General features: G+C 49.8%; 25 protein-coding genes. 10 read left to right on the top strand and 15 right to left on the bottom strand.

The genetic code is table 11. The annotated features are described in order from the left end of the window. Positions 1-11: 11 nt before the first annotated feature. Positions 12-2,738 (bottom strand): winged helix-turn-helix domain-containing protein, encoded by a 2,727-nt coding sequence (locus AC27N8_RS24170; RefSeq protein ID WP_487070176.1) that lies wholly within the window; start codon positions 2,736-2,738, stop codon positions 12-14. Between the two features lie 735 nt (positions 2,739-3,473). On the opposite strand from AC27N8_RS24170, the gene AC27N8_RS24165 reads away from it, so the two are divergent. Beyond that, positions 3,474-3,671 (top strand): helix-turn-helix domain-containing protein, encoded by a 198-nt coding sequence (locus AC27N8_RS24165; protein ID WP_487070174.1) that lies wholly within the window; start codon positions 3,474-3,476, stop codon positions 3,669-3,671. Between the two features lie 126 nt (positions 3,672-3,797). On the opposite strand, the gene AC27N8_RS24160 is transcribed toward AC27N8_RS24165, so the two are convergent. Further along, the gene (locus AC27N8_RS24160; RefSeq protein WP_487070172.1) at positions 3,798-4,406 is read right to left on the bottom strand and encodes an RNA polymerase sigma factor; all 609 of its coding nucleotides are present in this window, start codon (positions 4,404-4,406) and stop codon (positions 3,798-3,800) included. 502 nt (positions 4,407-4,908) lie between these two features. On the opposite strand from AC27N8_RS24160, the gene AC27N8_RS24155 reads away from it, so the two are divergent. From AC27N8_RS24155 to AC27N8_RS24145, 3 genes are all read left to right on the top strand, one after another. Continuing rightward, positions 4,909-5,097, top strand: a complete 189-nt coding sequence (locus tag AC27N8_RS24155; RefSeq protein ID WP_487070170.1) for a helix-turn-helix domain-containing protein — start codon at positions 4,909-4,911, stop codon at positions 5,095-5,097. Between the two features lie 41 nt (positions 5,098-5,138). Further along, a complete protein-coding gene (locus AC27N8_RS24150; RefSeq protein WP_487070168.1) occupies positions 5,139-5,285 on the top strand; it encodes a hypothetical protein in 147 nt (48 codons plus the stop codon). Between the two features lie 142 nt (positions 5,286-5,427). Continuing rightward, positions 5,428-5,835, top strand: a complete 408-nt coding sequence (locus AC27N8_RS24145) for a hypothetical protein (RefSeq protein WP_487070166.1) — start codon at positions 5,428-5,430, stop codon at positions 5,833-5,835. Positions 5,836-5,927: 92 nt separating this feature from the next. Here AC27N8_RS24145 and def read toward each other — a convergent pair whose 3' ends face one another. Next, a complete protein-coding gene (def, locus tag AC27N8_RS24140; protein ID WP_487070164.1) occupies positions 5,928-6,434 on the bottom strand; it encodes a peptide deformylase in 507 nt (168 codons plus the stop codon). A 96-nt stretch (positions 6,435-6,530) separates the two neighbouring features. On the opposite strand from def, the gene tilS reads away from it, so the two are divergent. The 6 genes from tilS to AC27N8_RS24110 all read left to right on the top strand — a co-directional run bounded on the left by tilS (position 6,531) and on the right by AC27N8_RS24110 (position 11,543). Beyond that, on the top strand, positions 6,531-8,018 hold the full coding sequence (tilS, locus tag AC27N8_RS24135) for a tRNA lysidine(34) synthetase TilS (protein ID WP_487070162.1): 1,488 nt from the start codon (positions 6,531-6,533) through the stop codon (positions 8,016-8,018). Positions 8,019-8,048: 30 nt separating this feature from the next. Then, positions 8,049-8,633, top strand: a complete 585-nt coding sequence (hpt, locus tag AC27N8_RS24130; protein WP_487070160.1) for a hypoxanthine phosphoribosyltransferase — start codon at positions 8,049-8,051, stop codon at positions 8,631-8,633. Between the two features lie 117 nt (positions 8,634-8,750). Continuing rightward, on the top strand, positions 8,751-9,764 hold the full coding sequence (locus AC27N8_RS24125) for an NAD(P)H-dependent glycerol-3-phosphate dehydrogenase (RefSeq protein WP_487070158.1): 1,014 nt from the start codon (positions 8,751-8,753) through the stop codon (positions 9,762-9,764). 97 nt (positions 9,765-9,861) lie between these two features. Further along, on the top strand, positions 9,862-10,506 hold the full coding sequence (locus AC27N8_RS24120) for a hypothetical protein (protein ID WP_487070156.1): 645 nt from the start codon (positions 9,862-9,864) through the stop codon (positions 10,504-10,506). A gap of 221 nt (positions 10,507-10,727) precedes the next feature. Further along, entirely contained in the window at positions 10,728-11,102 is a 375-nt protein-coding gene (locus tag AC27N8_RS24115; RefSeq protein WP_487070154.1) for a response regulator, read from the top strand. A 150-nt stretch (positions 11,103-11,252) separates the two neighbouring features. Continuing rightward, on the top strand, positions 11,253-11,543 hold the full coding sequence (locus AC27N8_RS24110) for a hypothetical protein (protein ID WP_487070152.1): 291 nt from the start codon (positions 11,253-11,255) through the stop codon (positions 11,541-11,543). A 29-nt stretch (positions 11,544-11,572) separates the two neighbouring features. On the opposite strand, the gene gcvPB is transcribed toward AC27N8_RS24110, so the two are convergent. From gcvPB to AC27N8_RS24050, 12 genes are all read right to left on the bottom strand, one after another. Continuing rightward, complete coding sequence (gcvPB, locus tag AC27N8_RS24105; RefSeq protein WP_487070150.1) at positions 11,573-13,057, bottom strand: aminomethyl-transferring glycine dehydrogenase subunit GcvPB; 1,485 nt, start codon at positions 13,055-13,057, stop codon at positions 11,573-11,575. After that, the gene (gene gcvPA / locus AC27N8_RS24100) at positions 13,054-14,406 is read right to left on the bottom strand and encodes an aminomethyl-transferring glycine dehydrogenase subunit GcvPA (RefSeq protein WP_487070148.1); all 1,353 of its coding nucleotides are present in this window, start codon (positions 14,404-14,406) and stop codon (positions 13,054-13,056) included. The genes gcvPB and gcvPA overlap by 4 nt, the downstream gene beginning before the upstream one ends. Before the next feature lie 412 nt (positions 14,407-14,818). Beyond that, a complete protein-coding gene (gene gcvH, locus AC27N8_RS24095) occupies positions 14,819-15,214 on the bottom strand; it encodes a glycine cleavage system protein GcvH (RefSeq protein WP_487070146.1) in 396 nt (131 codons plus the stop codon). 65 nt (positions 15,215-15,279) lie between these two features. After that, complete coding sequence (gene gcvT / locus AC27N8_RS24090; RefSeq protein ID WP_487070144.1) at positions 15,280-16,398, bottom strand: glycine cleavage system aminomethyltransferase GcvT; 1,119 nt, start codon at positions 16,396-16,398, stop codon at positions 15,280-15,282. Between the two features lie 178 nt (positions 16,399-16,576). Then, positions 16,577-18,268: a S53 family peptidase gene (locus AC27N8_RS24085; protein ID WP_487070142.1), complete on the bottom strand. Its 1,692-nt coding sequence runs from the start codon at positions 18,266-18,268 to the stop codon at positions 16,577-16,579. A gap of 98 nt (positions 18,269-18,366) precedes the next feature. After that, entirely contained in the window at positions 18,367-19,248 is an 882-nt protein-coding gene (locus tag AC27N8_RS24080) for a PfkB family carbohydrate kinase (RefSeq protein ID WP_487070140.1), read from the bottom strand. Continuing rightward, a complete protein-coding gene (jag, locus tag AC27N8_RS24075; RefSeq protein ID WP_487070138.1) occupies positions 19,248-20,159 on the bottom strand; it encodes an RNA-binding cell elongation regulator Jag/EloR in 912 nt (303 codons plus the stop codon). The genes AC27N8_RS24080 and jag overlap by 1 nt, the downstream gene beginning before the upstream one ends. Positions 20,160-20,248: 89 nt before the next feature. Beyond that, positions 20,249-21,346 (bottom strand): YidC/Oxa1 family membrane protein insertase, encoded by a 1,098-nt coding sequence (locus AC27N8_RS24070; protein ID WP_487070136.1) that lies wholly within the window; start codon positions 21,344-21,346, stop codon positions 20,249-20,251. 24 nt (positions 21,347-21,370) lie between these two features. Continuing rightward, positions 21,371-21,598, bottom strand: a complete 228-nt coding sequence (gene yidD / locus AC27N8_RS24065; protein WP_487070134.1) for a membrane protein insertion efficiency factor YidD — start codon at positions 21,596-21,598, stop codon at positions 21,371-21,373. A gap of 21 nt (positions 21,599-21,619) precedes the next feature. Beyond that, entirely contained in the window at positions 21,620-21,991 is a 372-nt protein-coding gene (rnpA, locus tag AC27N8_RS24060) for a ribonuclease P protein component (RefSeq protein WP_487070132.1), read from the bottom strand. A gap of 17 nt (positions 21,992-22,008) precedes the next feature. Beyond that, positions 22,009-22,143 carry a 50S ribosomal protein L34 gene (rpmH, locus tag AC27N8_RS24055; protein ID WP_126627207.1) on the bottom strand — a complete coding sequence of 45 codons (135 nt, stop codon included), beginning with the start codon at positions 22,141-22,143 and terminating at the stop codon, positions 22,009-22,011. Positions 22,144-22,477: 334 nt separating this feature from the next. Next, a complete protein-coding gene (locus AC27N8_RS24050; protein WP_487070129.1) occupies positions 22,478-23,134 on the bottom strand; it encodes a double zinc ribbon and FHA domain-containing protein in 657 nt (218 codons plus the stop codon).

The following is a 23,134-nucleotide window of genomic DNA, read 5'->3' as shown; positions in this document are numbered from 1 at the left end:
CTATGAATGGGCTACTTTAGGAGGCCAAGGGCGTGGGCTTTCATAAGAGCCTGCAAGCGTGATTTGACGCTCAATTTACTGTAGATACTATTGAGATGTGTCTTGATGGTGCTCTCGGCGACGACAAGGGTGCAAGCCATCTGCTGATTCGAATGGCCTGCGGCAATCAGTTGCAACACCTCCAGTTCGCGTTCGCTCAGTTGCGCCAGTGACACTTGTGCCTGTTGAGCTCTTTTCTGCCAGGAGCGCCAATCGCGTGGTTCAACCTCATATCCGCAGGCAGTCAGGAGCGTCTGCACGTAGCCAAGAATATGCGGTTGAAGATCTCCTGAATAACGCTTTTGCTGACGATGATACAAATCGGACAACAATCCGATCATCACCTGTCCTTCATCCAGGAAGAGCCGTCGATATCCTCCCGGCTCAGCCAACATCAAGAGATACTCAAGGAGTTGTTTCACGCGACGGCTCTCGCCCAGAGCATGATACGCCTGGACCAGGAGGAGTTGAATCTGTATCTCCTGTGCAACTCTACCCTGCTCTTTTATGCGTAGTAGGCAGCGCTGCAAGATCTGGATAGCTGCTTCTGGTCGCTTTTGAGCCAGAAGCAGACGAGCACGGATCTGACACCACAGTTCAAGTTCCAGTATACCCATCTGATGAGCAGCGGAAGGATACATCTGTTCTATCCAGGCCTGTGCGCGAGCAATTTTCCGATCAGACAACCAGTATTGGACACGCAAGACACCAATCTGCGCCAGATCAAAATGACACTTATCCGGGTGCTGAGCAACTATCTCAGCACGCTCCAAAATATTTTGGGCCTGATCCGCCTTGCCAGCAGCCCAGGCCAGACGCGCAGCCAGTATCTCCTCATCGATACTGGCCTGATCCGACCAGAAATGCATGCACAATCGTCTGGCTGTCCCGAGACGTTCCTCTGCATGCACAAGATCATTCCATTCCCAATAGACATATCCAGCATGTAGATGAGCCAGCACTTGAAACCAGATGACACATTCTCCTGCCTCATTGATACATTGCAAATAATAACTCAAAGCAGCATGCAATTGTCCCTGCATGGAGTACAGGCTTCCTTGATATAGCAGTGAGCTGACCACAGCCATAGCACGTTTCGTTTGGAGACCTGTCCGCTGTCCTGACAACAACTCTAGCTGTGCCTGCTGGATATCTCCACCGTATAGACAGGCTGCCCCACGCAAAACATGTGAGCTACATGCATGGACAGGCTGATAGCGATTGAGCTCCAATGCCTTCTGCGTATACGCCAATGCTTCTATCCCATTGCGATGATACAGAGCATAATACGCCTGCAAGTCAAAGATACTACTCAACATTTCAGTAGCGTGAGCGACCTCCCAGGTATCTAGAGCAATATGCAATGCATGCTGATATTCTTCTAGCCGTTCCTCATGCAGGAAGAGAAATGAGGACAGGTAGGCAATAATGGGCCTATTTTCTATGCTGATTCGCTCGCGCAGGATCATTAGCCAGCGAAAAATATCGGGAGTTTTTCCCTGGAGCCAGAAGGGCCACACATCACGTTCAATCAGATCGGCAGCACGCTCAAAAGCATTTCCATGTAAAGCATGCTGGACCGCCTCATTTAGCATATGACACCGCTCGTACCAGCAACTTGCACGCATATGAAGAGTTGCAATCAATTCACACGCATGACGTTGTGTGAGGCGTTGACATAAGAGCTCCAGCAAAATATGCTGATAACGGTACCAGGTACCATAGTCATCCACCACAGTACTCAGCAGATCCGCCCTCTTTAGCCATTCAAGCATGCTATCACTCTGCTCGGACTCAGTCACGGCACGACAAAGCTCTCCATTCATCTGTGGGAGGATTGAAGTCATTATCAAGAAATCCTGCATCTCTATAGGAAGGATTTCCAGCACTTCAGCGCTCAGATAGTGATCAATCGAGCGATTTACGCCGGCAAAAGAGGCGATAAATTGCGCCTGTGACTCACAATCTGGACAGATTTGCAGAGCGAGTGCCGCCAGTTGTAAGCCCACTACCCACCCTTCCGTACTATGCAATAAAGCTACTGTTTTCTCTCGCGTTAAAACAATTTGCATCGTATGCATCAGAAATTCAACGGTCTCCTCAAGATTAAAACGTAGATCATCTGCTCGTAATTCAATCAGTTGTCCATGTACGCGTAAGCGGGCCAGAGGAAAAGGTGGATCTATGCGTGTACTGATAACCATATGCACATGTGATGGTAAATGTTCTAGTAAAAATGTCAACGATTGATGTATCTCAGATGAATTAATCGTATGGTAATCATCTAGAATAAACAAAATATCCAATTTTGGATCAATCGCCAGAGTGTTAATCAGAACTGTTAGCATATTTTCTAGCGGAAGTGAGAGCCCGGATTGAATAAAAGGTTGAAGGCATGTACTTAAATCATGATTGATCTGTGCAAAAGCGGTGAGACAATAGCGCCAGAAACGCACACTGTCATCATCACTTTTTTCTAAAGAGACCCAGATCACCTGGGCGGTACAATCCTGCGCCCATGCACTAAGCAGCGTAGTCTTACCAAAACCTGCCGGCGATGTGAGCAGAAGCAGTGGATGTTGCCGACCACGCTCTAAAATCCGATAGAGACGGCTGCGGGGAACAATCGTCTGTGTATAAGTGGGGGGTATCGTGAGCTTTGTTGCCAGCAACAGTTGATCATCCCAGGCACTTACCATCGCCATCCTCCTTCATCCAACAGCATCCCTGCCAGCCATGGCTCATCATATCAATCAAACAGACAATCATCATTATACAATAATTGATAATCTTTATCCATATATAAACACCTTCCAATGCAAAAACGTATGATTTATTAGGAGCAAATTCATATCAATACTTTACTCTTTATTTCATCATTATAATAACAATAAAGGAGTGGAATGCTTTAGCATTCTTGCCCTTGAAGTGAGCATGATATCCATATTTTACCAAAAGTATAATCTAAAAATGCCCACGTAAAAAGGCAAGGCATTAGGGTGTCTCAGGATCATACAGCTACATACAGATAGTTGTTATTCCCAGGGATTAAATAATGTTGCAAAGACCTTCCGCTAGCATGACAGACGTATATGTGTGAGTCCTACCTTTTTCTCCACCATATGGTGGAAGACACACTTTCACGTCCTCACTATACTAATACTGTAACAGCATTGTCTGTGAGCGAAGCATAGTGAGAAAGATTATTTGCACATGCAACCACAAGAGAAAGGAATGGACAGAACAAGTAAGGTTTTTTAGCGAAAAGATCTTTCATCAAGGAAAGCATGTCTTCCTGTCATGCAGCCAGACTCAACCTAAGCTTGAATTGAATCGGCTATGCAAAGTAATGGATAATACTAAGTCATTTCCTAAAGTATCTCGCAAGAGATTTATTCGATGATTACGTTTACTTACGAGGAGGATATATTACCATGGAACAAACAGATGAACTCTTAACCGTGCGAGAAGTCGCACGCCGCTTGCGTGTGGATGATACAACTGTACGACGTTGGATCAAACATGGAACACTGGAAGCTGTCTCGCTGCCACACGTGGGAAAGCGCCAGGCGTATCGCGTGCGTCGTAGCACCATCGATACGTTACTTAATCAGCCTGCGTTACCTGCATAGGCAGAGGCAAGACAGGAATCAAACAAAGAAGGGTATCTAATCAGGCGCCCTTCTTTGTTTGATACTAGCGCAACTTGCTGACAGCGAGCAGAATCCTTCGCCATCGCACTTCTTATCAATGCACGGCTAGCGCGATTTTAACGAGACACGCAGCTTGGTGCAGGCGCGATAGTAATAAGTTTTAGCTGTCGTCATAGGCATCTCCAGAATCTGACCAATCTCCGAAAAGCTAAACTGATAAAGATAGCGCAGGAGGACTACCGAACGAAATTTTATCGGTAACGCCTGGATGGCCTGCTGCAAAGTATATTGCAGGTCATGATATTCAGCAATATCCTCTGGCAGAGGATGAGTATCCGGAATAGCGAAGAGCGGTGGCATCTCATCTTCCTCGGCCTGCCATTCCATCGCCGAGAACAGGGTCACGCGTCGTCGTCTACGCTTCCGCAACTCATCGCGACAACAGTTCTGGGCCACCCGGAACAGCCATGGCTTCAATTGATCGCCAGTTGGCAGGGTAGGCAGAGCAATATATAACTTCAAAAATACTTGCTGGAGAACATCACATGCCTGGTCGTATTCTCCCAGGTGATGATAAATAAAGCGATAGAGCATCGTATGATAGCGCTCAACCAGCGCCTCAAAGGCCACCTGATTCCCAGCCAGGACTTCACGGGCCAGGACACCATCCGAGAACTCTAACCACTGCGAAGGCATATATTCTCGCTTCTGCATAAAGAGACCCTTTCTACCATACGATACAAGCACAACGCTCATCTTGATCCTGCCATGAGTTATACCTGAGGACCGAATGAACGTACAGCAGCCTCGTATACAGCTACCATCTCATCTATCCCCTGAGCGAACATACAAACGAACGCATCAAAGTAAACATTCGTATGCATATATCTATCTTATTCAGAAGTGTAGCGGACTGATGAGGAAACTGTCATCCACCAAAAGGACGATTCATCAGAGGGCGTTTAAAGAAGGTGAATTTTATATTTAAAGATAGCATGCCAACCGCCGTTTTTTTGGCTACACCGTCTATCGTGATCTACACATAAAAAAAAGTGTATGAATGTCAAAACTTTTCCAAAATCCCTTTTTATAATACTTTACAAGTCATCATCAATATTATACAATATTGATACAATGTTCTTGAATGAAGATTCTCATACATCTTTTTCAACATGATTACTTGGAAAAGGTTAACTATGAGTTAGGAGACAATGAAATGGATAACAATCTGCTCACGGTTTCGGAAGTAGCTCGTATTCTACGTGTTGATGACGCTACAGTGCGACGATGGGTCAAACAGGGAGTATTAGAAGCTGTCGTTTTACCACATGTACATTCCCGCCAAGTCTATCGTATCAAGCGCGAAACCCTCGACAGAGTTCTTGGGGACAGTAATATTCAATAATGTATCTCTATTGATACATTTATGCAACAGATCAGGAATTCATGCGCCAGCTGCTATGGCGCTGTAACTACCTACTTGACGATGATGTGCTCGATGCCGTTCATCATTTGATCAATTTTTCTGCTTGCGCCACAATTGATATGATTATTCATGTGTGTATCTTCGCCTGGGGGGATGAGCGAGGATAAGATTTTTTCTCTCTATACTCTTTCCATCAAGCCGGCCGCCCCCCAGTATACTCCCTATTAGCAGCCAGAAGGACTCGCTCAAGCTTTGTACGCATCACATATAGCTTGATTTATCCAATACCTAAAGGGTATAATACCTAAAATGCTATCCCTTACGATGCGTTGGGAGATTTTTGCTTTGAGCAATAACTATACATCCAGACCCGAAGGTGGAGCATCGAACAATGGGAGTTCCGCGATCAGTCGACGTGAAGCACGCGCCGACAATATTACTGGGGCGCTGCCTTCTCTGGGAACCCTCGGTATTGAGCGTAGTTCCCCCCCCGGCTCATTCGATTTTGAACAGATGGTGCTTTCATTACGAGAGCTTTTTGAACAAGATCGACAGGTAGCCAGTCAATCAGATGCAACACGTTGTGGCCTTTGCTACATCTATCACTACACCAGTGAGCTTCATTATCGCGAAGAGGGTTTTTATGTCTGCCCTCAGTGCGAAAACAATTTAGGGCATCAACGTATATTCATGTTACGCAAGCAACAGAAACTCTAGGATCATCCCTGGCAAATAAGAATAAGCGGGCTCCGATCTACAGTAAGATCGGAGCCCGCTTATTCTTGTCCACGGCAATACAAGGTGTTACCCTATTCAGCCAGGACGATTTCTCCTTCTTCGAGATCACTCTCAGTTAGCTCGTGGAGATCTTTGGCATCATCGAGACGATCAATAAAAAGAACGCCATCCAAATGATCGATTTCATGTTGCAGGATACGTGCAAACCAGCCCTCGGCATTCACCCGAATAGCTTTACCACGTACATCCTGACCTTTGACAACTATTTTTGTGGCTCGACGAATATTCTCACCAATATAACCAGGAATACTTAAGCAGCCCTCCTGACCAAGTTCCTCGCCCTCGGCTTTCACAATTTCAGGATTAAAGACTGCCACTTTTCGATCTTCATACTCGGCCACGAACACACGAATTGACTGGGCAATTTGTGGGGCGGCCAACCCTACGCCATTCGCTTCACGCATTGTCTCAAACATATCATCAACTAACTTCTGTAGCGATGAATCAAAATGATGAATCTTCTTGGCCTTCTGACGTAAAATTGGATTCTCAGTAGTAATAATTTTCCGAATGCCCATACTTTTCTATACCCCTACACAGCACGCTAACTAGCGATCAAAACACGAGTGTTATAATTGCTGTAATCGTATCATACAAGAGAGGTGAAGCGCAATATGTTGGAGCTCATCGTGGTGGCTATCGAAGAGCATCACTTACTTCCAGAGCATGGAACAGTCGTTGTAGCAGTTTCGGGAGGCGCTGACTCGCTCTGCCTGCTTCACATACTCAATCGCTTGTGCGGACCAGGCAAACGCTACCCACATCTACAGCTCCAGGTAGCGCATCTCAACCATCTACTGCGCGGCGCTGAGAGCACGCGGGACGCCGATGCAGTAGCCAAAATTGCACATGACTGGCAACTCCCGCTCGTCAGCGCAACGATCGATGTTCACACCCTGGCCACTCAGGAGCACCGTTCGCTGGAAGAAGCGGCTCGTCTGGCACGTTATCGCTTTTTACGCGACGTGGCTCAGGGAAGTCCGATAGCAGTAGCTCATCATCAGGATGATCAGGTAGAAACATTATTATTGCACTGGTTACGCGGTGGAGGCATCGCCAGCATGGTTGGACTACAACCACGACAGCAAGATATAATTCGTCCCCTGCTCTCCGTTCGGCATGCGGATACAGTGGAGTATTGTCGGCGTCATCAGATCATCCCTAGCGAGGACTCCAGCAATAACGATACACGTTTCCTGCGTAACCGTATTCGCCACGAGCTTTTACCTGATCTGGAGGCTATTAATCCCGGCTTTCACAACACGCTTCTGCGCAACGCTGAAATCGCGCAGGTCGATTTTTCCTGGATCAACGACCAGATCGATAGCCACTGGCCAACGATCGTCCTCCACGAGCAACCAGAGATGATTCAACTCTCCATCACCGAGCAACGCAGGCTCCCATTGAGCCTACAACGCCATCTAGTACGCCGTGTCAGTGCAAGATTGTGTGATGGGCAATCCCCATTAGAGCTACGCCACTACGTTCTTCTAGAGCAGTTGCAACAACGGCAAACCACCAGCCAGGACCTGACACTTCATCTACCCAATCATCTCCATGCCGTTCGTCAAGGTGATATACTAAGCATCAAACGCGTCTTGGGACAGGCACAAAACCCAATCAGTCAGCCATCTGCCACAGAGATCATACTCTACTTGCCAGGAAGCGCCACATTAGTGGATACACCATGGACAGTTAGCGTTGAGTGGATAGCAGAAGAAAAGATGCAGTTGGTACAGACAGCACTGCAAGCTGAAGATTGGCCAACTGTCTGGCAACTCTTACCCTCAACGCCCTATGTAGTGCATATCGATGCGGCGACGCTGCCATTACAGGAGGATACTGGCGTACTCAAGCCACTACTTGTGAGGACACGTCGGGATGGGGATCGCATGCAACCACTCGGCATGAGCCGAGAGAAGAAGATCAAGGATATACTGATTGATCGACATGTACCACGTACTATCCGTACCCAATTGCCCCTCTTCTTCTCAGAAGGGCATTGCATCTGGCTTGGAGGCATCCAGATCGACCATCGTGTAAGGCTGCACAGTAAAACGCGCAACATTCTACGCTTATCCATCAGTCAGAAGTCAGATTGAAGCCATCAACCTATCATAAATGAGGAATATATGCATCAAGATATTGAAGAGATTCTTATTTCGGAGGAAGAGCTCCACGCCAAGATCATCGCATTAGGTCAGACAATCACACGCGACTATACGGGCAAGAACCTGCTCTTACTGGGCACACTTAAGGGAGCCGTGCCCTTTATCGCCGACCTCGCCCGTGCCATTGAGCTTCCACTGGAGATAGACTATATGGCCGTCGCCAGCTACGGCAACAGCACTCAATCCAGTGGTATCGTGCGTATCACGAAAGACCTGGAAGGTCCAATCGATCAGAAGCATATTTTGATCATTGAAGACATCATAGACAGTGGTCTCACCTTACATTATCTCATCGATCTGCTCAATCGGCGCAATCCGCTCAGCTTAAAAGTCTGTTCGCTCCTCAACAAAGATCGCCAGCGCGTGCAAAATGTTCCTGTCGACTATCATGGTTTCAGCATTCCAGATAAATTTGTGGTTGGTTACGGACTCGACTACGCCCAACTATATCGAAATCTACCATATATAGGCATCCTCAAGCCAGCCATCTACGCAGAAACCGTCAGTCCGGCCACACAACATAAAAGCAAAGCAGAAAACGAATAAGTGGGGCACGTATGATGATCCATATCTATCTCATCTATGTTACAATGACGTTGTTCTGGCTGAAAAAACGAACCAGGCAAGCCTAACAGGCACGAATATCAGACAGAGGAGCGAATTGTGATGGTATCAGTTGGTGTCATTGGCAGCGGGGCATGGGGAACAACCCTTGCGATACTGCTCGCCAGAAAGGGCATTTCAACCACGATATGGGATCATCAAGCGGACCGAGCCGTTGAAATGCAGACAAAACGTGAAAATAGATTGTTTCTTCCAGCTATCAGTTTCCCCACAGCCTTGCGGGTCACCTCAGACGTAGCAGAAGCCGTCCAGCAGAAAGATCTACTTTTGCTGGTGACTCCCTCACAAAGGTTACGCGAAAACGTACGTTTTCTCGCACCTCACCTCTCACCTACGACCATTATTGTCAACGCCAGCAAAGGCATCGAGATTGCCACGCTGCAACGTATGACAGAAATAATTGCGGAAGAGCTCCCACAGTCACGCGAACGTATCGCGACCATTAGCGGCCCCAATCTCTCGCGTGAGATTGCTGAGGAGAAACCTACAGCTGCCGTCGTTGCTGCCATCGATCAGGCCATCGCCATCGAGGCACGCAACATTATTACCAGCAACACCTTTCGCGTCTACACCTCGAACGACGTAATTGGGGTCGAATTAGGGGGAGCGCTCAAGAACATTATCGCCATTGGTGCAGGCTTCAATGATGGATTGGGCTATGGAGAAAATGCCAAAGCCGCCATTATTACGCGTGGTCTGGCGGAGATCTCGCGGCTTGGAGTGGCTGCGGGAGCCAATCCACTCACCTTTGCTGGACTGGCAGGCATGGGAGATCTCGTTGCCACCTGTGCCAGTCCACTGAGCAGAAATCAGCAGTTAGGACGCCGTCTGGCCACTGGCGAAAAACTTTCTGAGATTCTACAATCAACTCGGAGTGTTGCAGAAGGAGTCACCACCACTCAGGCAGCGCTAAAATTAGCGGAACGCTATCAGATTGAGATGCCAATCACGCATCAGCTCTACATGGTGCTCTTCGAGGGACTCGATCCCCACAAAGCCGTGCCAGAACTCATGCTACGTGATCCCAAGGGAGAACTAGAGAGCTATTCATAGATAGCCATTTAAGCGGGAGCAAGCAGACGATAGTTGGGAACCGCCTCCAACATAATAAACATTTCCTTTTCTAAAGTAGAAGTGAAGAAGAAGAACTATGTCACAAGCACAAATACAAACGTATGTCTCATGCTCGCAAGAGACATTTCCTGAAGCGCTCCGACGCTATCGCACCGCGCTCATACACCTGGGCTGCACGGATCAGCAGGTCCTCGACTGGATCACAACCATCTCCTGGCCCGCATCCGACGACGATAGCTTTGGGGATATCTATGCCGCTCCTGTGCGGATCGTTCCTCCTGGCACCGCCGGACTGGCATTCTCAGGCATTGAGATCTCGCTTTATACACAGCCAGCTGTGCCCAGCCTGGAGGAGTTGCCTTCCTGGATCGGCTTTAATTTACTACTCGATCTCGATGAGTTCGGCACTGACGCTACTACAAGCTTTGCACCAGCCGTAGGATATACTATCTGGCAGATCTTGCAGGGGCTTGCACGCACATTCACCGAAATAGGTGCCTACTTCACGGACGAGTGGCAGGAGAATCTGGCATGGCGAGTGATTTCAGAAGCAGCAGGAGACCCATGGGTCTTTGATCTGGGTATCTTTCCACGTACGCTGGCCGCTCGCTTTGAGACAATTCCCGCAGGTTTCAAAGGAACAGTCGTCGAAGCTGGCTTTGGCTTTGCACAAATCAACCGTTGGGAAGCGCTCCCATGGGAAGTTACAGCCAAATCATAGCAATTATCCTACGTAAAACAATGCAGAGCTTATGAGCTCCAACAGTATGATATACTGAGATATCATATTGCCACAGAGTCAACGCCTCCAGCGTAAAGTGCCAGAGGCTTGCAACGATAGGCATGCCTGGTACAGATAGATCGTAAGGCTGCTGAAGCCTATCTATGACTAACAGGCATAATTAATCTTATACTACCTCGTTTTGAAAGGCAGACTGACACATGGGACATCACATCCTGGTTGTTGATGACGATGAGGGCATTGTGGAGGTCATACAGATCGTATTGGAAGGCGAAGGATATACAGTCCGCACCGCAACAAACGGGGATGGCCTCCACGATCTAGCGCATGATCTCCCAGACCTCATCTTATTGGATGTGCTTTTATCTGGTGATGATGGCCGCGATATTTGCAGGTCTCTCAAGAGCGATGCAGCGACCAGGCATATCCCGGTTATCATGCTCTCCGCACATTCCGATGCCAGCAAGGTTGCCGATGCCGGAGGAGCTGACGATTTTCTGGAAAAGCCTTTCGATGTCGATAAGTTGATCGATATTGTAGCAAAACATCTTGCCTCATCACAACAACTAACGTAGCGTCGCACGCTCGCGTGTGATGTCCCACTCGACGTACGATCAGGCACCCCAGTGTGACGCGCCAAGATTGGGCTGTCTCGTACGAGCCACTGGGACATCGCACGCGAGCGTGCGACGCTACTGCTCTGTCAAAACACAGAAGGACGTTGCGTGGCAAAGGAGGATGGCCCCTTGAACCAGGCGCTCAGGCTCGCCGACGTAGCGGCGCGGCTCCGCCGTGCTGTCACTTCCCGCACGAACACGTCCCATGTGCATCTGAAAGCAACGCAGACGAGACGATCCACAGTGGGAAGATCACGCAATGGAACCCCATGGGGAGCGTGGTCGGACGAGTCACAGACAGCACGGCAGAGCCGCGCCGCTACGTCGGTGAGCCTCTCACCCCATCGCCTTCTGGAGCTGTTTTGGACACACATCACCAATACCGCATCGGCGCGATAACTTTTGACAGAGTACTACGTTTGGGCAGATCAATGCGTTACAGCTTGTCCGGATTTCCAGCGCAGATTTGGTTTACGCGCCGCTAAAGCCTGATCCAGACGACCAATCACAGTCGTATGTGGCGCTGTCTTCACCAGTTCAGGATTTGTCCGCGCTTCCTCCGCAATCTGATGCATCACCTGTATAAACTCATCTAGAGACTCGCGTGTCTCGGTCTCGGTCGGCTCAATCATCATCGCCTCAGGAACAATCAGTGGGAAGTAGACGGTAGGAGCATACATCCCAAAATCGAGCAAACGCTTGGCGATATCGGTAGCGGTCACGCCATGCTCCTCTTTTTGTCTGCGAGCGGTGGCGACAAACTCATGCTGGCATGTCTGCGGATACGCAATCTCATAATCTGAGGAGAGCTCATGCTTGAGGTAGTTTGCATTGAGGATAGCGCTCTCAGAGACATGACGCAAGCCATCAGGGCCGTTAAAGCGAATGTAGGTATAAGCACGTACCAGTACGCCAAAGTTGCCCAGATTGGCTCGTACCTTGCCAATCGACAACGGTCCGGCATCCTCCCAGTAGTAGCCCTGCGCGTTTTTAGCCGGTAAGGGACCTGGCAGGAAGGGGATTAAATGCGCTTTCACGCCGATGGGACCTGCTCCTGGGCCACCTCCTCCATGAGGAGTACTACATGTCTTATGAAGATTGAAATGCACCACATCAAATCCCATATCGCCGGGACGCGTGATACCTAATACAGCATTGGCATTCGCGCCATCGTAATACAACTGCCCGCCGACGGCATGGATCAGACGTCCAATCTCAGCGATATTCTCATCAAAAAGTCCCAGAGTGTTGGGATTGGTCAGCATAATCGCCGCCACCTGCTCGCCATGAGTATCCAACAGCGCCTTCAGGCTCTCGATATCGATGCCACCAGTCTTATCATCGCTCTTGATCTCGACCGCTTTATAGTCGGCCAGAGTAGCACTGGCGGGATTGGTGCCATGAGCATTGTCGGGGATCAAGACCAGATTGCGTTGTCCCTGACCCTGACTCTGATGATATGCTTTGATGAGCATCAATCCAGTCAGTTCGCCATGCGCACCGGCCGAAGGCTGAAGGGTCACACGAGCCATGCTTGAGATCTCCGCCAGATAGTGCTCCAATTCATAAATGAGCTGGATCGCTCCCTGCACGGTACTGGTTGGCTGCAAAGGATGAATATGTGCAAAGCCGGGTAAGGAGGCCATATCCTCATTTACCTTGGGATTGTACTTCATCGTGCAGGAGCCCAGAGGATAAAATCCCGTATCCACGCCAAAGTTTCGCTGCGAGAGGTGGGTATAATGACGCACGACCTCGATCTCGCTCACCTCTGGCAATGCAGCAGGTTCGGAACGCAACAAGCTTGAAGGGATCAGGCTCTCGATAGGTTCTGTAGGAACATCCATCTGTGTCAGCGTCGCCGCCCGACGTCCAGGAGCTCCCTTCTCAAAAATCAACGACTCTACACTCATGCCTGCACCTCTTTCAACACAGCGATCAGCGTATCGATATCTTCTTTTGTGCGCGTCTCAGTAACACAGAAGAGCATAAAAGTATCCATGCCAGAATAGCTTTCGCTCAGAGGATAGCCTCCAAGCAGATCCGCACGCAGAAATGCCTCTTCCAACTTCTGGATCGAAACCGGACATTTGATCACAAACTCATCAAAGAAAGGACCACTGAAGGCCGCTTCATAGCCTGGTAGAGCGGTAATCTGTCGAAATGCATAGTGCGCTTTCTGCAAGCACAGTTCGCCCAATTCGCGGAAGCCTTGCTTACCTAAGGCCGCGAGGAAGATAGTCGCACCCACCGCCAATAATGATTGATTGGTACAAATATTTGATGTGGCTCGTTCACGACGAATATGCTGCTCGCGTGTTTGCAGCGTCAAGACATACCCTGTCTGCTTTTCGCCAGCCTCTTCGACTGTCTGACCAACCAGACGACCTGGTAACAGGCGCATAAACTTCTGTTTTGTCGCCATAAAGCCAAGGGCAGGGGCTCCATAGCTCATACTATTGCCCAGACTCATCAGCTCGCCAACGGCGATATCCGCATTATAGGCTCCGGGAGGAGTCAGGATACCCAGCGAAGCAGGCTCGGTGATGACGGTGACAAACAGGGATTTTCCTTGATGAGCCAGTGGCTCAATCGCCTGCACATCCTCAACACAACCAAAGAAGTTCGGCTGCTGAATCACGACTGCCGCCGTCTCCTTACTGACCGCCGTCTGAAGATCTTCCAAAGAGGTCACACCATCCTTGATCGCAACTTCTTTGATCGTAAAGCCACGAGCGAAGGCGTAGGTCTGCAAGACGCGTCGATACTGTGGATCAACCGCCGCTGAGATGACTATCTCGCTACGACCACCGGGACCAAGCGCCATCAAGGCCGCCTCAACCAGAGCGGTCGAGCCATCATAGAGGGAGGCATTAGCGATATCCATCCCCGTTACCTGACAGACCATCGTTTGGAATTCGTAGATCACTTGCAGCATGCCCTGACTTACTTCGGGCTGATAGGGGGTATAAGAGGTGACAAATTCAGAACGTTTCTGTAAATGAGGCACCACGCTTGGAATTGCGTGGTCATAGGTTCCCGCTCCCAGAAAAGAGATTGTCGTATCCAGATCTTTGTTTTTAGCGGCCATCCGGCTCATCAGACGCTTCAGATCTGGCTCAGCCAGAGCTGGAGGCAGATCTAGCGGCTCATTCAGGCGGACCTCAGCAGGAACCGGCGTCAGCAGATCTTCAAGCGTCGAGAGGCCCAGACGCTCTAACATCGCCTGCTGATCTTCTTGGGTATTTGGCACATAGCTCATGTAGCGAACACTCCCATAGGTATACTAACTCTCCCAATTGATTTACTTTTCGGCAACCACCCGGGTCATTTGAATGGGTATTGACACCTTTGTCAGTGGTTTCTATGCAGGGCAGCATGCTTTACCATAATAATGAATTTTGAATAGTTCTTGCGGTATACCTGTAGACCAAAATTGTGAGGAAGATAACACAAGTAATGACATAAGCGGCACTCAGGCGAGTGCTAGCTTCCACATAGTCAGGCATCGCGACACATCGACAGCGCAAAAGCACGCAGCCCACGAACACTTCATAGATGTTCTATAATGATGACACTTCATTATAGCGCATACACAAGTTACATATCAAAAACAGGCAGAGGTGCCATGTGGACAGCCATCTATCCAGACACGCACCTCCGAAAAAGCATGCTTAGCGACCTTGCAGATAATCCAGATACTGATCAACATCTAATAGAGCATCCAGCAGAGAGGGATCAGAAAGCTTAACGCGTAGCATCCAGCCCTGCTCGTAAGGATAGTCATTGATGTACTCGGGATGCTCTTTGAGCTCTGCATTGGCGCTGATAATCTCACCTGCAATCGGAGAGACCAGTTCAGATGTGGCTTTGACCGACTCGATATCTCCAAATTTTCCGTCGAAGGCGATCTCCTGACTGCCATCCCAGGGCAGCTCGACATAGACGATGTCTCCAAGTTGATCCTGAGCATAGTCGGTGATACCGATCACCGCCTCATCACCCTCCACGCGTACCCACTCGTCGGTTTTGCTGTATTTTAAGTTGCCCGGATGATTCAAGCTAGCCATAGTTTTATTTCTCCCTTCACCAGGAACGACGCTTCATACTAGTAGTGATCTGCCTGTGACTGACCCTATTTCCGCTTATAAAAAGGGAGGGCCACAATCTGAGCAGCCACGTGCTTTCCACGAATATCAACCAGAATCTGATTGCCAATCTGCGCTTGAGCGGTCTCGACGTATCCGATACCAATATTTTTTGGCACAGACAGGCCGGGTGCTCCGCTGGTCAAACTTCCAATCTGTCTATCACCGGAGTAAAGAGCGTAACCGCCACGTGGCACACCACGCTCCAACAATTCAACACCGACCAGCAGACGTTGAGGTCCCTGTGCTTTCACTTGCTTTAAGGCATCCTGCCCAATAAAGGCCTCTTTAGCCAGCTTGACCGTCCAGCCAAGACGGGCCTCCAGAGGATTCGTATGCTCATCCAACTCATGCCCATAGAGACAGAGACCTGCCTCCAGGCGTAGAGTATCGCGTGCCCCCAGGCCAGCGGGTAAGAGTCCAGCGGGCTTACCGGCAGCCAGCACATCATCCCAGAGAGCGGAGACATCAGCGGAGGAACAATAGAGCTCAAAGCCATCCTCGCCCGTATAGCCAGTCCGAGAAATAATACAATGCACGCCAGCGACCTCGCCGGGCGCAAAGTGATAAAAGCGTACCGCGGACAGATCAGTTTCGGTGAGAGGCTGCAAGATCTCTTGTGCCAACGGTCCCTGCAACGCAATCAAAGCAGTGGTAGCCGATTGATCGATAAGCGACACCTGCGGGAAGCGCCGAGACTGCTCCTGTACCCAGGCAAAATCCTTTGCAATATTGGCGGCATTGACGACCAACATGTATTCATGCTCTGCCAGATAATAAATCAGCAGATCATCAATCACATTGCCATCGGGCAAGCACAACTGCGTGTAGAGAGCCTGATGGATAGCCAGTCGAGAGACATCATTGGGGACCAAATATTGTAAAAAAGCCAGTGCATCCTCTCCCCCAACCTTAAACTCGCCCATATGAGAGACATCGAACAGGCCAGCCCTGTTGCGCACGGCCTGATGCTCGGCCGAAATGCCACTATATTGTACCGGCATCTCCCAACCACCGAACTCAACCAGGCGAGCGCCCAATGCACGATGCTGCTCATAAAGAGGGGTTCGTTTTAATTGCGAGATGGCACCGTCATTTGTCGTCATGCCAAATACTCCAGTATAATTCAACAGACAGCATCTACTCTTCGTTCACGACTCAAGCAGTCCATCAAGGAAAAGTAGGAACTAAAATTGTACACAATTACTATATCAGATTTTACAGATGACCACAATCAATGATGAGTGTCATACAATGTCACGCAGCAGACACACGACTTGCTTACTAACTCTGCTTGTCGCCCCACAAGGCTTTGCCTGTAGGAATGGTCAGGACTGATAGCAACGGGACCAGTTTAGAGACGATCGGTGAGCCCAGACCTGTTACAGGATCCCAATTTGTCTGCGCGCTGTAGCCGCGATAGAGATTTGAAACATCTCGCACGGTGGACAATGTAATCGTATTTGCCCCTGAGACAATATCATGAAAAGAAGAATGATAGAGCAAGGGAGTTTTCCCAATCTGATACAGCGCAGGATTGATAAATCCCACACGCCGCTGGCTGCATTGATCCACAAGAGCAATAATCCCGGCCCACTGGGGAGTACTGGCACTTGTTCCGCCGACACTGTACACGCCATTCAATCCTTTGGGGCCATCGGACCAGATAGAGATCACTCCATGAATCACAGAAGCATTGTATGCGACATCAGGGACGCCACGCTTAAAAATACCCATGGAAGCTCTGGCCTGATAGTAAGGACGCGGGAGAAGATTGCTAAACCCACCCCCTGTAGCTCCCTTCTTGGCCGGTTCTTCCCAGCCAACCTCGCCCGCATAGCGACCGGTTTGAGCATCTGCATCCAGGATAGTGCCGCCAACGCCAGTCACCAGAGGATCTGAGGCTGGAGCAGAAACAACCTTATCCCATGAATCGCCATCACAGCTTTGCTGCGCCACACCACTATCACCAGAAGAGGCCAGCAAGGTAATATTTTTTTGAAAAGCCGCCACAAAAGCATCATGCCATGGTGCTATCAACGTAGATTTCACACAATTTTCGCCTTCGCCAAAGCTCATTGAGATAATATCGCCCAGATTTTTATCGATGGCGTAATTTAGCGCACTGATCAAAGCGCTATCATCTTCAGAGCGCGCTTCTACCAGCACAATACTGGCCTCAGGAGCAATCGCATGAGCCCACTCAACATCCAGCGAAATCTCACCAGACCAGGAAGCCTGAAGCGCACTCGATGGCTTCCACGCCACCACACCATCAGGAGCTACAATACTCAGGGGAAAAGCAGGGAGATGAAAATACTCATTAAAGAGGGCCAGATCGTAACGCAGATGCGGAGCTTGATAGGCATCGATAATCACAATCGACCGCCCCTTACCAGTAATCCCTTTTTTCAGTAGCGGCGTCACACTATAGGCATTCTGTATCTGCTGGACACCATAGCACTTCCTGGGAGAAGCGTTTGACTGGCAGGAAAAGGACTTCTGCTGCATATTGCCAATAGCGCGATAATGCATGGCAGGCTTCATCGTTGCCGACCCACTACGCGCATCTTGACCAATACTGTTCAAAGGCTGCTCCGCTACTGCTCTGTCAATGGTCATCGCGACGTCGCCCAGACCAGAAGGATGACCCCTTGCACCAGGCATACACGTCAGCCAACGTAGCGCCGTGGTCTTGTGCCCGGCGGCCTCGTGACGTATGATCCGTTCGTTTTTGCCACGCAATGCGGCAAGATGAGACGAAAGATCGGCGATAGGGGACGTTTCCGTACGTGAACTGGCCGCCGGGCACAAGACCACGGCGCTACGTTGGCGAGCGGGGATAGCGGGAACGAGCGAGTCATCATATCGAGGGTTAAAAAATTGGAAGGAGCAGAAAACAATCAAGGAACTCAACAAAAACAAACCAACTACAACACATTTGATCCAGTACAGAAGAAAAACACGTACTTGCATCAAGCCTCCCTTTCCTATCACCACACATCCACTCACAAGTATTATGCAATAGTATACCTAAAAAGAAAAGATACCATACCCAATCTAGCGCCGCCGCATCACGCGAGACGTGCCTCAACCTGAGCCAGCGTCGGAATCCCCTGGATGCCCACTTGCTCGATAGAGAAGGCTGCCACGCAGTTAGCGAAATCGACCGCGGCGGCCGGATCATTGTGACGATACAATGAGGTGAGGAAAGCGGCGGCAAAGACATCGCCCGCTCCCGTAGGATCGATCTCATTGGCGGCGTAGGCTGGAAAATGGGTCATCTTTCCATGCTGAAAGAGGGTTGCCCCATGACGTCCGTCGGTGGCAATCAGAAGAGGGACCAGCATACTCCACTCGGTCAACAACGCATCAGCATCCACACGCCTCCCATTGGCGAATGGAAGGAGATCATCATGGCTGAGAATTAGCGCATCGAGAGCCGGCAAGACGCGCTCAGCATCTTTCCAGGGAGTAGGCCAGACTCGTCCATCGGCATCCCAACGTCGCAGCCAGCCCTGGGGAGTTGCCGCCAGCAGTCTGCCGGCACGACGTGGGAAATGACTGAGGATATCGGGATTCATCTCCTGCACCAGAGGGCCAAATAAAATAATCCCTGCTTGATCGCGCCAGGTGGGAGGGATATCCTGCTCGGAGAGATCAGTTCCCCGCGCATAAAGATATTGAGTCCGAAATCCCTCATGATAGCGATTGGCAAAGGTGGTGCTTTCAGACGATGGACTGACATGCAAAGCAATTGTGGGCAAAGCTGCCGCCAGCCCGGCAGCTAATTCAGCATCCGCGCTGGTGACAATCCCGGCCGTTAATCCCAGGTGATAGGCCGTCAGGGCAGCAAATGTCACCGTTCCGCCAAGAGCGAACGAGCCATCAGCCAGGATATCACGGGTGATATGTCCAAGGGCGACAAATTCGGGACACTGCTCTGGTATAGACATTAGCGCACTGAGCGCTTTAACGAGATAACTACACGGCGCTCTTCCCCTTCGCCGATACTCTCAGTGCTGATGTCTTTGCTCTCGGCGAGCGCGATATGGACGATACGCCGTTCATGAGGAGGCATCGCTTCTAAAGCAATAGAGCGACGATAATTTCGTACTTGCTGGGCGACGCGCAAGGCCAGGGAACGCAGGTTCTCCTCACGACGCTCGCGATAGTTTTCAGCATCCACGATGATACGCATGCGATGCTTGGTCCGATGACTGACGATCAGATTGACAAGCAACTGTAAAGCTGCCAGCGTCTCTCCGCGACGACCAATCAGCAGGCCGAGGTTCTCATTAATGCCTCGAATATTGAGCGTGAGAGGATTGGTTGAACGTACTTGGACGGTGGCATGAATACTCATGAAGCGTAAAATATTTTGTAACACATCAACCGTAATCTCGACATCCTCACGCGAAGGATGTTCGACGTTCTGAATCTCACCGCTGGCGCTGGTAACCGTAGCCTCAGCAGCCTCGATCAGAGGCTGTAACTCAGACTCCGAGGAGGCAGCGAAAGGAGACGTTATATCACCTTCATCTAGCTCTTCGTATACCTCTTCCTCATCCTCTTCATCTTCGTAGAGGTCCTCTTCATCTTCGGGGAGAGGAATTTCAATCTCGACTGAGCCCAGGATAGCATCAGCCAGTTCGGGAGTAATCACGGCACTCGCCACACCAGAATTAGCCACATTGGCACGAACAGTCACCAGCACACGAGCATCGCGACTGCCCAGACCGAATGTTCCTCGACTAGGTTCTTGTAGAATGGCGATCTCCACCTCATCACGGCGTTTTCCCAGGCGGACAAGCGCTTGAGCAATCGCCTCATCAACACTTTTGCCACTAGCCTCTATGCTTTCCACTTTTTGTGTGCCTCCCTGTAAAATTTATCTATGTCAACGATCATCCTCGTACTTCACAGATGATCGAAATTCATATCAGGCAGCGCTCGTCAACGGGCGCGTTGTGCTCCACTACGCCTACGGGCCGATGCGCTTCCACCACGCTGCCGACGCGTATATTGTGAACCACTGGAAGATGAACCATTCCCATTTACCTTAGGAGTTGTCGCTGTACTCCCAGTGCTACCCGTACCAGCACTGGCGCTGGCAATACGAGGCTCACCGCTATCTGCCAATGAACTTTCAACCACGTTTGTCTTACGTGATGTGGTGGTTGTAGATCGCTGCGAGAGACGCGTCGTAGTTGTTGGGCTGCTCGTACCGCTGCTCATCTCTTTTCTTGAAATTGACAACGTGCTCAATCCGCCCCAACCAGTGACAAAGTACTGCTGCACGGCCTGGAAGATCGAGGAGATTGTCCAATACAAAGCCAGACCAGAAGGGACATTCCAGGCAATAAAGATGGTGAAGATAGGCATAATGTACTGCATCATCTTCATCGATTGCTGCGTGGGATCGACAGCCGCAGGCTTGTTATTCGTAGTGGGGTTACTCTTGGCCAGCGACATACGCAATTGAACGAAGGTCGCCAGACCAGCGATAATTGGCAGAGCATGCGAAGGATCGGGATTGTTCAAAGAGAAAGCCCAGGTCCAATCCAGATGCAAAATCGGATTCAAGAATGACAGCCAGGTGAACCAATCGAAGGACACGTTCGGGTAAGAAGTGAAATGAGGTACAAAAGGATAAAGGAGTGCGTTCAAATCACTCAATTTACTTGTCGAGTTAAGACCAGTTCTAAGCGCAAAGTAGAGACCATACAGGACCGGCAGCTGAATAAACAAGGGAAGACAACCGGCGAGTGGATTGACACCATACTCTTTGTAAAGCGTCTGGAGTGCGGCCGCCTGAGCTTGCTGGTCGTTGGCATATTTCTTACGAATCTCCGCCATCTGCGGTTGGAGTGCCTGCGTCGCCTTGGTGGATTTAAGCTGCTGTAACGTTAGAGGGAATAAGATCAGTTTAATAATCAGTGTCAGAACTAAAATTGCGAGACCGAAATCGCCAAAAAGGCGATCAAGGACGACAAGTCCATTAAAAATGGGAAATGTTAAAATTGTATTGAAGAAATAGCCTATTTGACCCACAAGAACTCTCCTGCCTTCCTCGATCTAGTGACCCAGATGCTCTGGAACCGGATCATAGAGGTCACCGTGATAAAAGGGATGGCAACGGCCGATACGCTTCGCTGTCATCCAACCGCCACGGAAAAATCCAAAACGTTGAATGGCCTCATATCCATATTGAGAACATGAGGGAGTAAATCGACACGATGAGGGCATTACCACCGACAACGTGCGTTGATAGATACGAATTAATACGAGTGCGATATATTTCACGTTAAAAACCCTCGCGTGTCTTCAACTCTTGGTCCCCAATTTTAGAGAGTTCTCAAGGAGCTGCGCTCGACGTAACAACGTAGATATATCCCGGATCAGTGCCGACAGATGTACTCCGACGATCTGTGTACGAGCACTAAACACTAAGTCCCATCCTGGAGGAATATCCGCAACAAACAGTCGAACCGCCTCCGAGAGTAATCGCTTTACATAGTTGCGTTGGACAGCGCGTTTCGAGATGCGCTTACTAACGACAAATCCAACACGCAATGTGCCGTGATCATTTGGTGTCCAAGCGAGGATAAGCAGCCGGGATGATATACTACCTCCCTGCTGCCTTACTCGTTGGAAATCGCTATTTTTACATAAGCGTAACGTACGGTTGAGTGCCACAATGTTGTCCAGTACTGCTAGACAGTCAAGCTCCAGCGGCCTTTAGCACGACGCGCTTTGAGCACGCGACGTCCATTGCGGGTAGACATCCGTTTCATAAAACCATGTTCGCGTAAGCGTGGAATACGCTTTGGTTGCCAGGTACGTTTCATAAGGAACCTTTCTTAGCCTCCACATCAAGATATCCCGTAGATTATAGCGAGTATCATACCTACTGTCAATTCTACGGTAGATGTACCAGAGCATTTCCGGTTTACTACAGTCGGCTGTCGGCGACATATGTTGTGAGTGTATTGGTGTATGAGCTCCCGCCTATGAGGGGCTCTCATACACCAATACACTCAGTGTTAAGTGCTGTTCACGACCGCCTAATCAGGACCAAACCGCACCGGAAACTCGTACACATATATGCAGAGTGCAATGCCTATCCACCTCACGTTACTTCAGGTGCGAGATGGATTTCAGACATAGCTAGTTAAACAATGACTACGGGGTTTTAAAGCGCAAGAGGACACGGCCAAAACGAACTTCGTCATTATCGTGTAAGGGAGTAGGCGTTTTGCCAGCCAATCTTTGACGATTCAGAAATGTGAAGTTCGTGCTGTTCTCATCCTCTAACAGGTACTGACCATTTTCAACAAAGATGCGTGCATGCAGGCGCGAGACACCACCCTCTTCACCACCATGAGGAGTCATGTCAACATCAGGATAGATGTTGCTCACAGCATCTTCACGACCGATAGTGATTACATCTTTTCCGCTCAGGTCAAACTCCTGATTGTCCGCCTCAACGATCAGGCGAGCCTGCAAGGCTGCCGGGGCAGCCGCTGGTGCAGAGGCCACTTGAGGCGTATCATCGATCGGCGCAGGAGAGGCTTGAGCCACAGGCGCTGCGGTGGGAGCAGGAGCTCCTAACAGGCTCACGCCACAATTGGAGCAGAAAGCTTCGCCAGCAGGATTTTCAGCGCCGCACGATGGGCACGTCTGTTCTCCTGTGGATGTCTGCGCGGGTGCTGCCTGCGCTACCGGAGCCTGAGCCCCCGCGTCAGGAGCAGGAGCAGCACTATTCAATGGTTCGCCACATTCATCACAGAATGCCGATCCATCGGGATTATCATGACCTAATGAACACTTTACTGACAT

The organism is Dictyobacter sp. Z7_2, from assembly GCF_057551105.1.
This window is presented reverse-complemented; position numbering and strand designations above follow the sequence as displayed.

Bases quoted from the DNA above. Each gene is read 5' to 3' on its own strand.
- def (WP_487070164.1), bottom strand. From the start codon at position 6,434: ATGGGCATTCGGAAAATTATTACTACTGAGAATCCAATTTTACGTCAG.
- AC27N8_RS24050 (WP_487070129.1), bottom strand. From the start codon at position 23,134: ATGTCAGTAAAGTGTTCATTAGGTCATGATAATCCCGATGGATCGGCA.
- AC27N8_RS24150 (WP_487070168.1), top strand. From the start codon at position 5,139: ATGCGCCAGCTGCTATGGCGCTGTAACTACCTACTTGACGATGATGTG.
- rpmH (WP_126627207.1), bottom strand. From the start codon at position 22,143: ATGAAACGTACCTGGCAACCAAAGCGTATTCCACGCTTACGCGAACAT.
- gcvPA (WP_487070148.1), bottom strand. From the start codon at position 14,406: ATGAGCTATGTGCCAAATACCCAAGAAGATCAGCAGGCGATGTTAGAG.
- AC27N8_RS24155 (WP_487070170.1), top strand. From the start codon at position 4,909: ATGGATAACAATCTGCTCACGGTTTCGGAAGTAGCTCGTATTCTACGT.
- AC27N8_RS24120 (WP_487070156.1), top strand. From the start codon at position 9,862: ATGTCACAAGCACAAATACAAACGTATGTCTCATGCTCGCAAGAGACA.
- AC27N8_RS24145 (WP_487070166.1), top strand. From the start codon at position 5,428: ATGCTATCCCTTACGATGCGTTGGGAGATTTTTGCTTTGAGCAATAAC.
- AC27N8_RS24170 (WP_487070176.1), bottom strand. From the start codon at position 2,738: ATGGTAAGTGCCTGGGATGATCAACTGTTGCTGGCAACAAAGCTCACG.
- AC27N8_RS24115 (WP_487070154.1), top strand. From the start codon at position 10,728: ATGGGACATCACATCCTGGTTGTTGATGACGATGAGGGCATTGTGGAG.
- gcvT (WP_487070144.1), bottom strand. From the start codon at position 16,398: ATGACGACAAATGACGGTGCCATCTCGCAATTAAAACGAACCCCTCTT.
- gcvH (WP_487070146.1), bottom strand. From the start codon at position 15,214: ATGGCTAGCTTGAATCATCCGGGCAACTTAAAATACAGCAAAACCGAC.
- gcvPB (WP_487070150.1), bottom strand. From the start codon at position 13,057: ATGAGTGTAGAGTCGTTGATTTTTGAGAAGGGAGCTCCTGGACGTCGG.
- AC27N8_RS24160 (WP_487070172.1), bottom strand. From the start codon at position 4,406: ATGCAGAAGCGAGAATATATGCCTTCGCAGTGGTTAGAGTTCTCGGAT.
- hpt (WP_487070160.1), top strand. From the start codon at position 8,049: ATGCATCAAGATATTGAAGAGATTCTTATTTCGGAGGAAGAGCTCCAC.
- AC27N8_RS24165 (WP_487070174.1), top strand. From the start codon at position 3,474: ATGGAACAAACAGATGAACTCTTAACCGTGCGAGAAGTCGCACGCCGC.
- tilS (WP_487070162.1), top strand. From the start codon at position 6,531: ATGTTGGAGCTCATCGTGGTGGCTATCGAAGAGCATCACTTACTTCCA.
- AC27N8_RS24080 (WP_487070140.1), bottom strand. From the start codon at position 19,248: ATGTCTATACCAGAGCAGTGTCCCGAATTTGTCGCCCTTGGACATATC.
- AC27N8_RS24085 (WP_487070142.1), bottom strand. From the start codon at position 18,268: ATGCAAGTACGTGTTTTTCTTCTGTACTGGATCAAATGTGTTGTAGTT.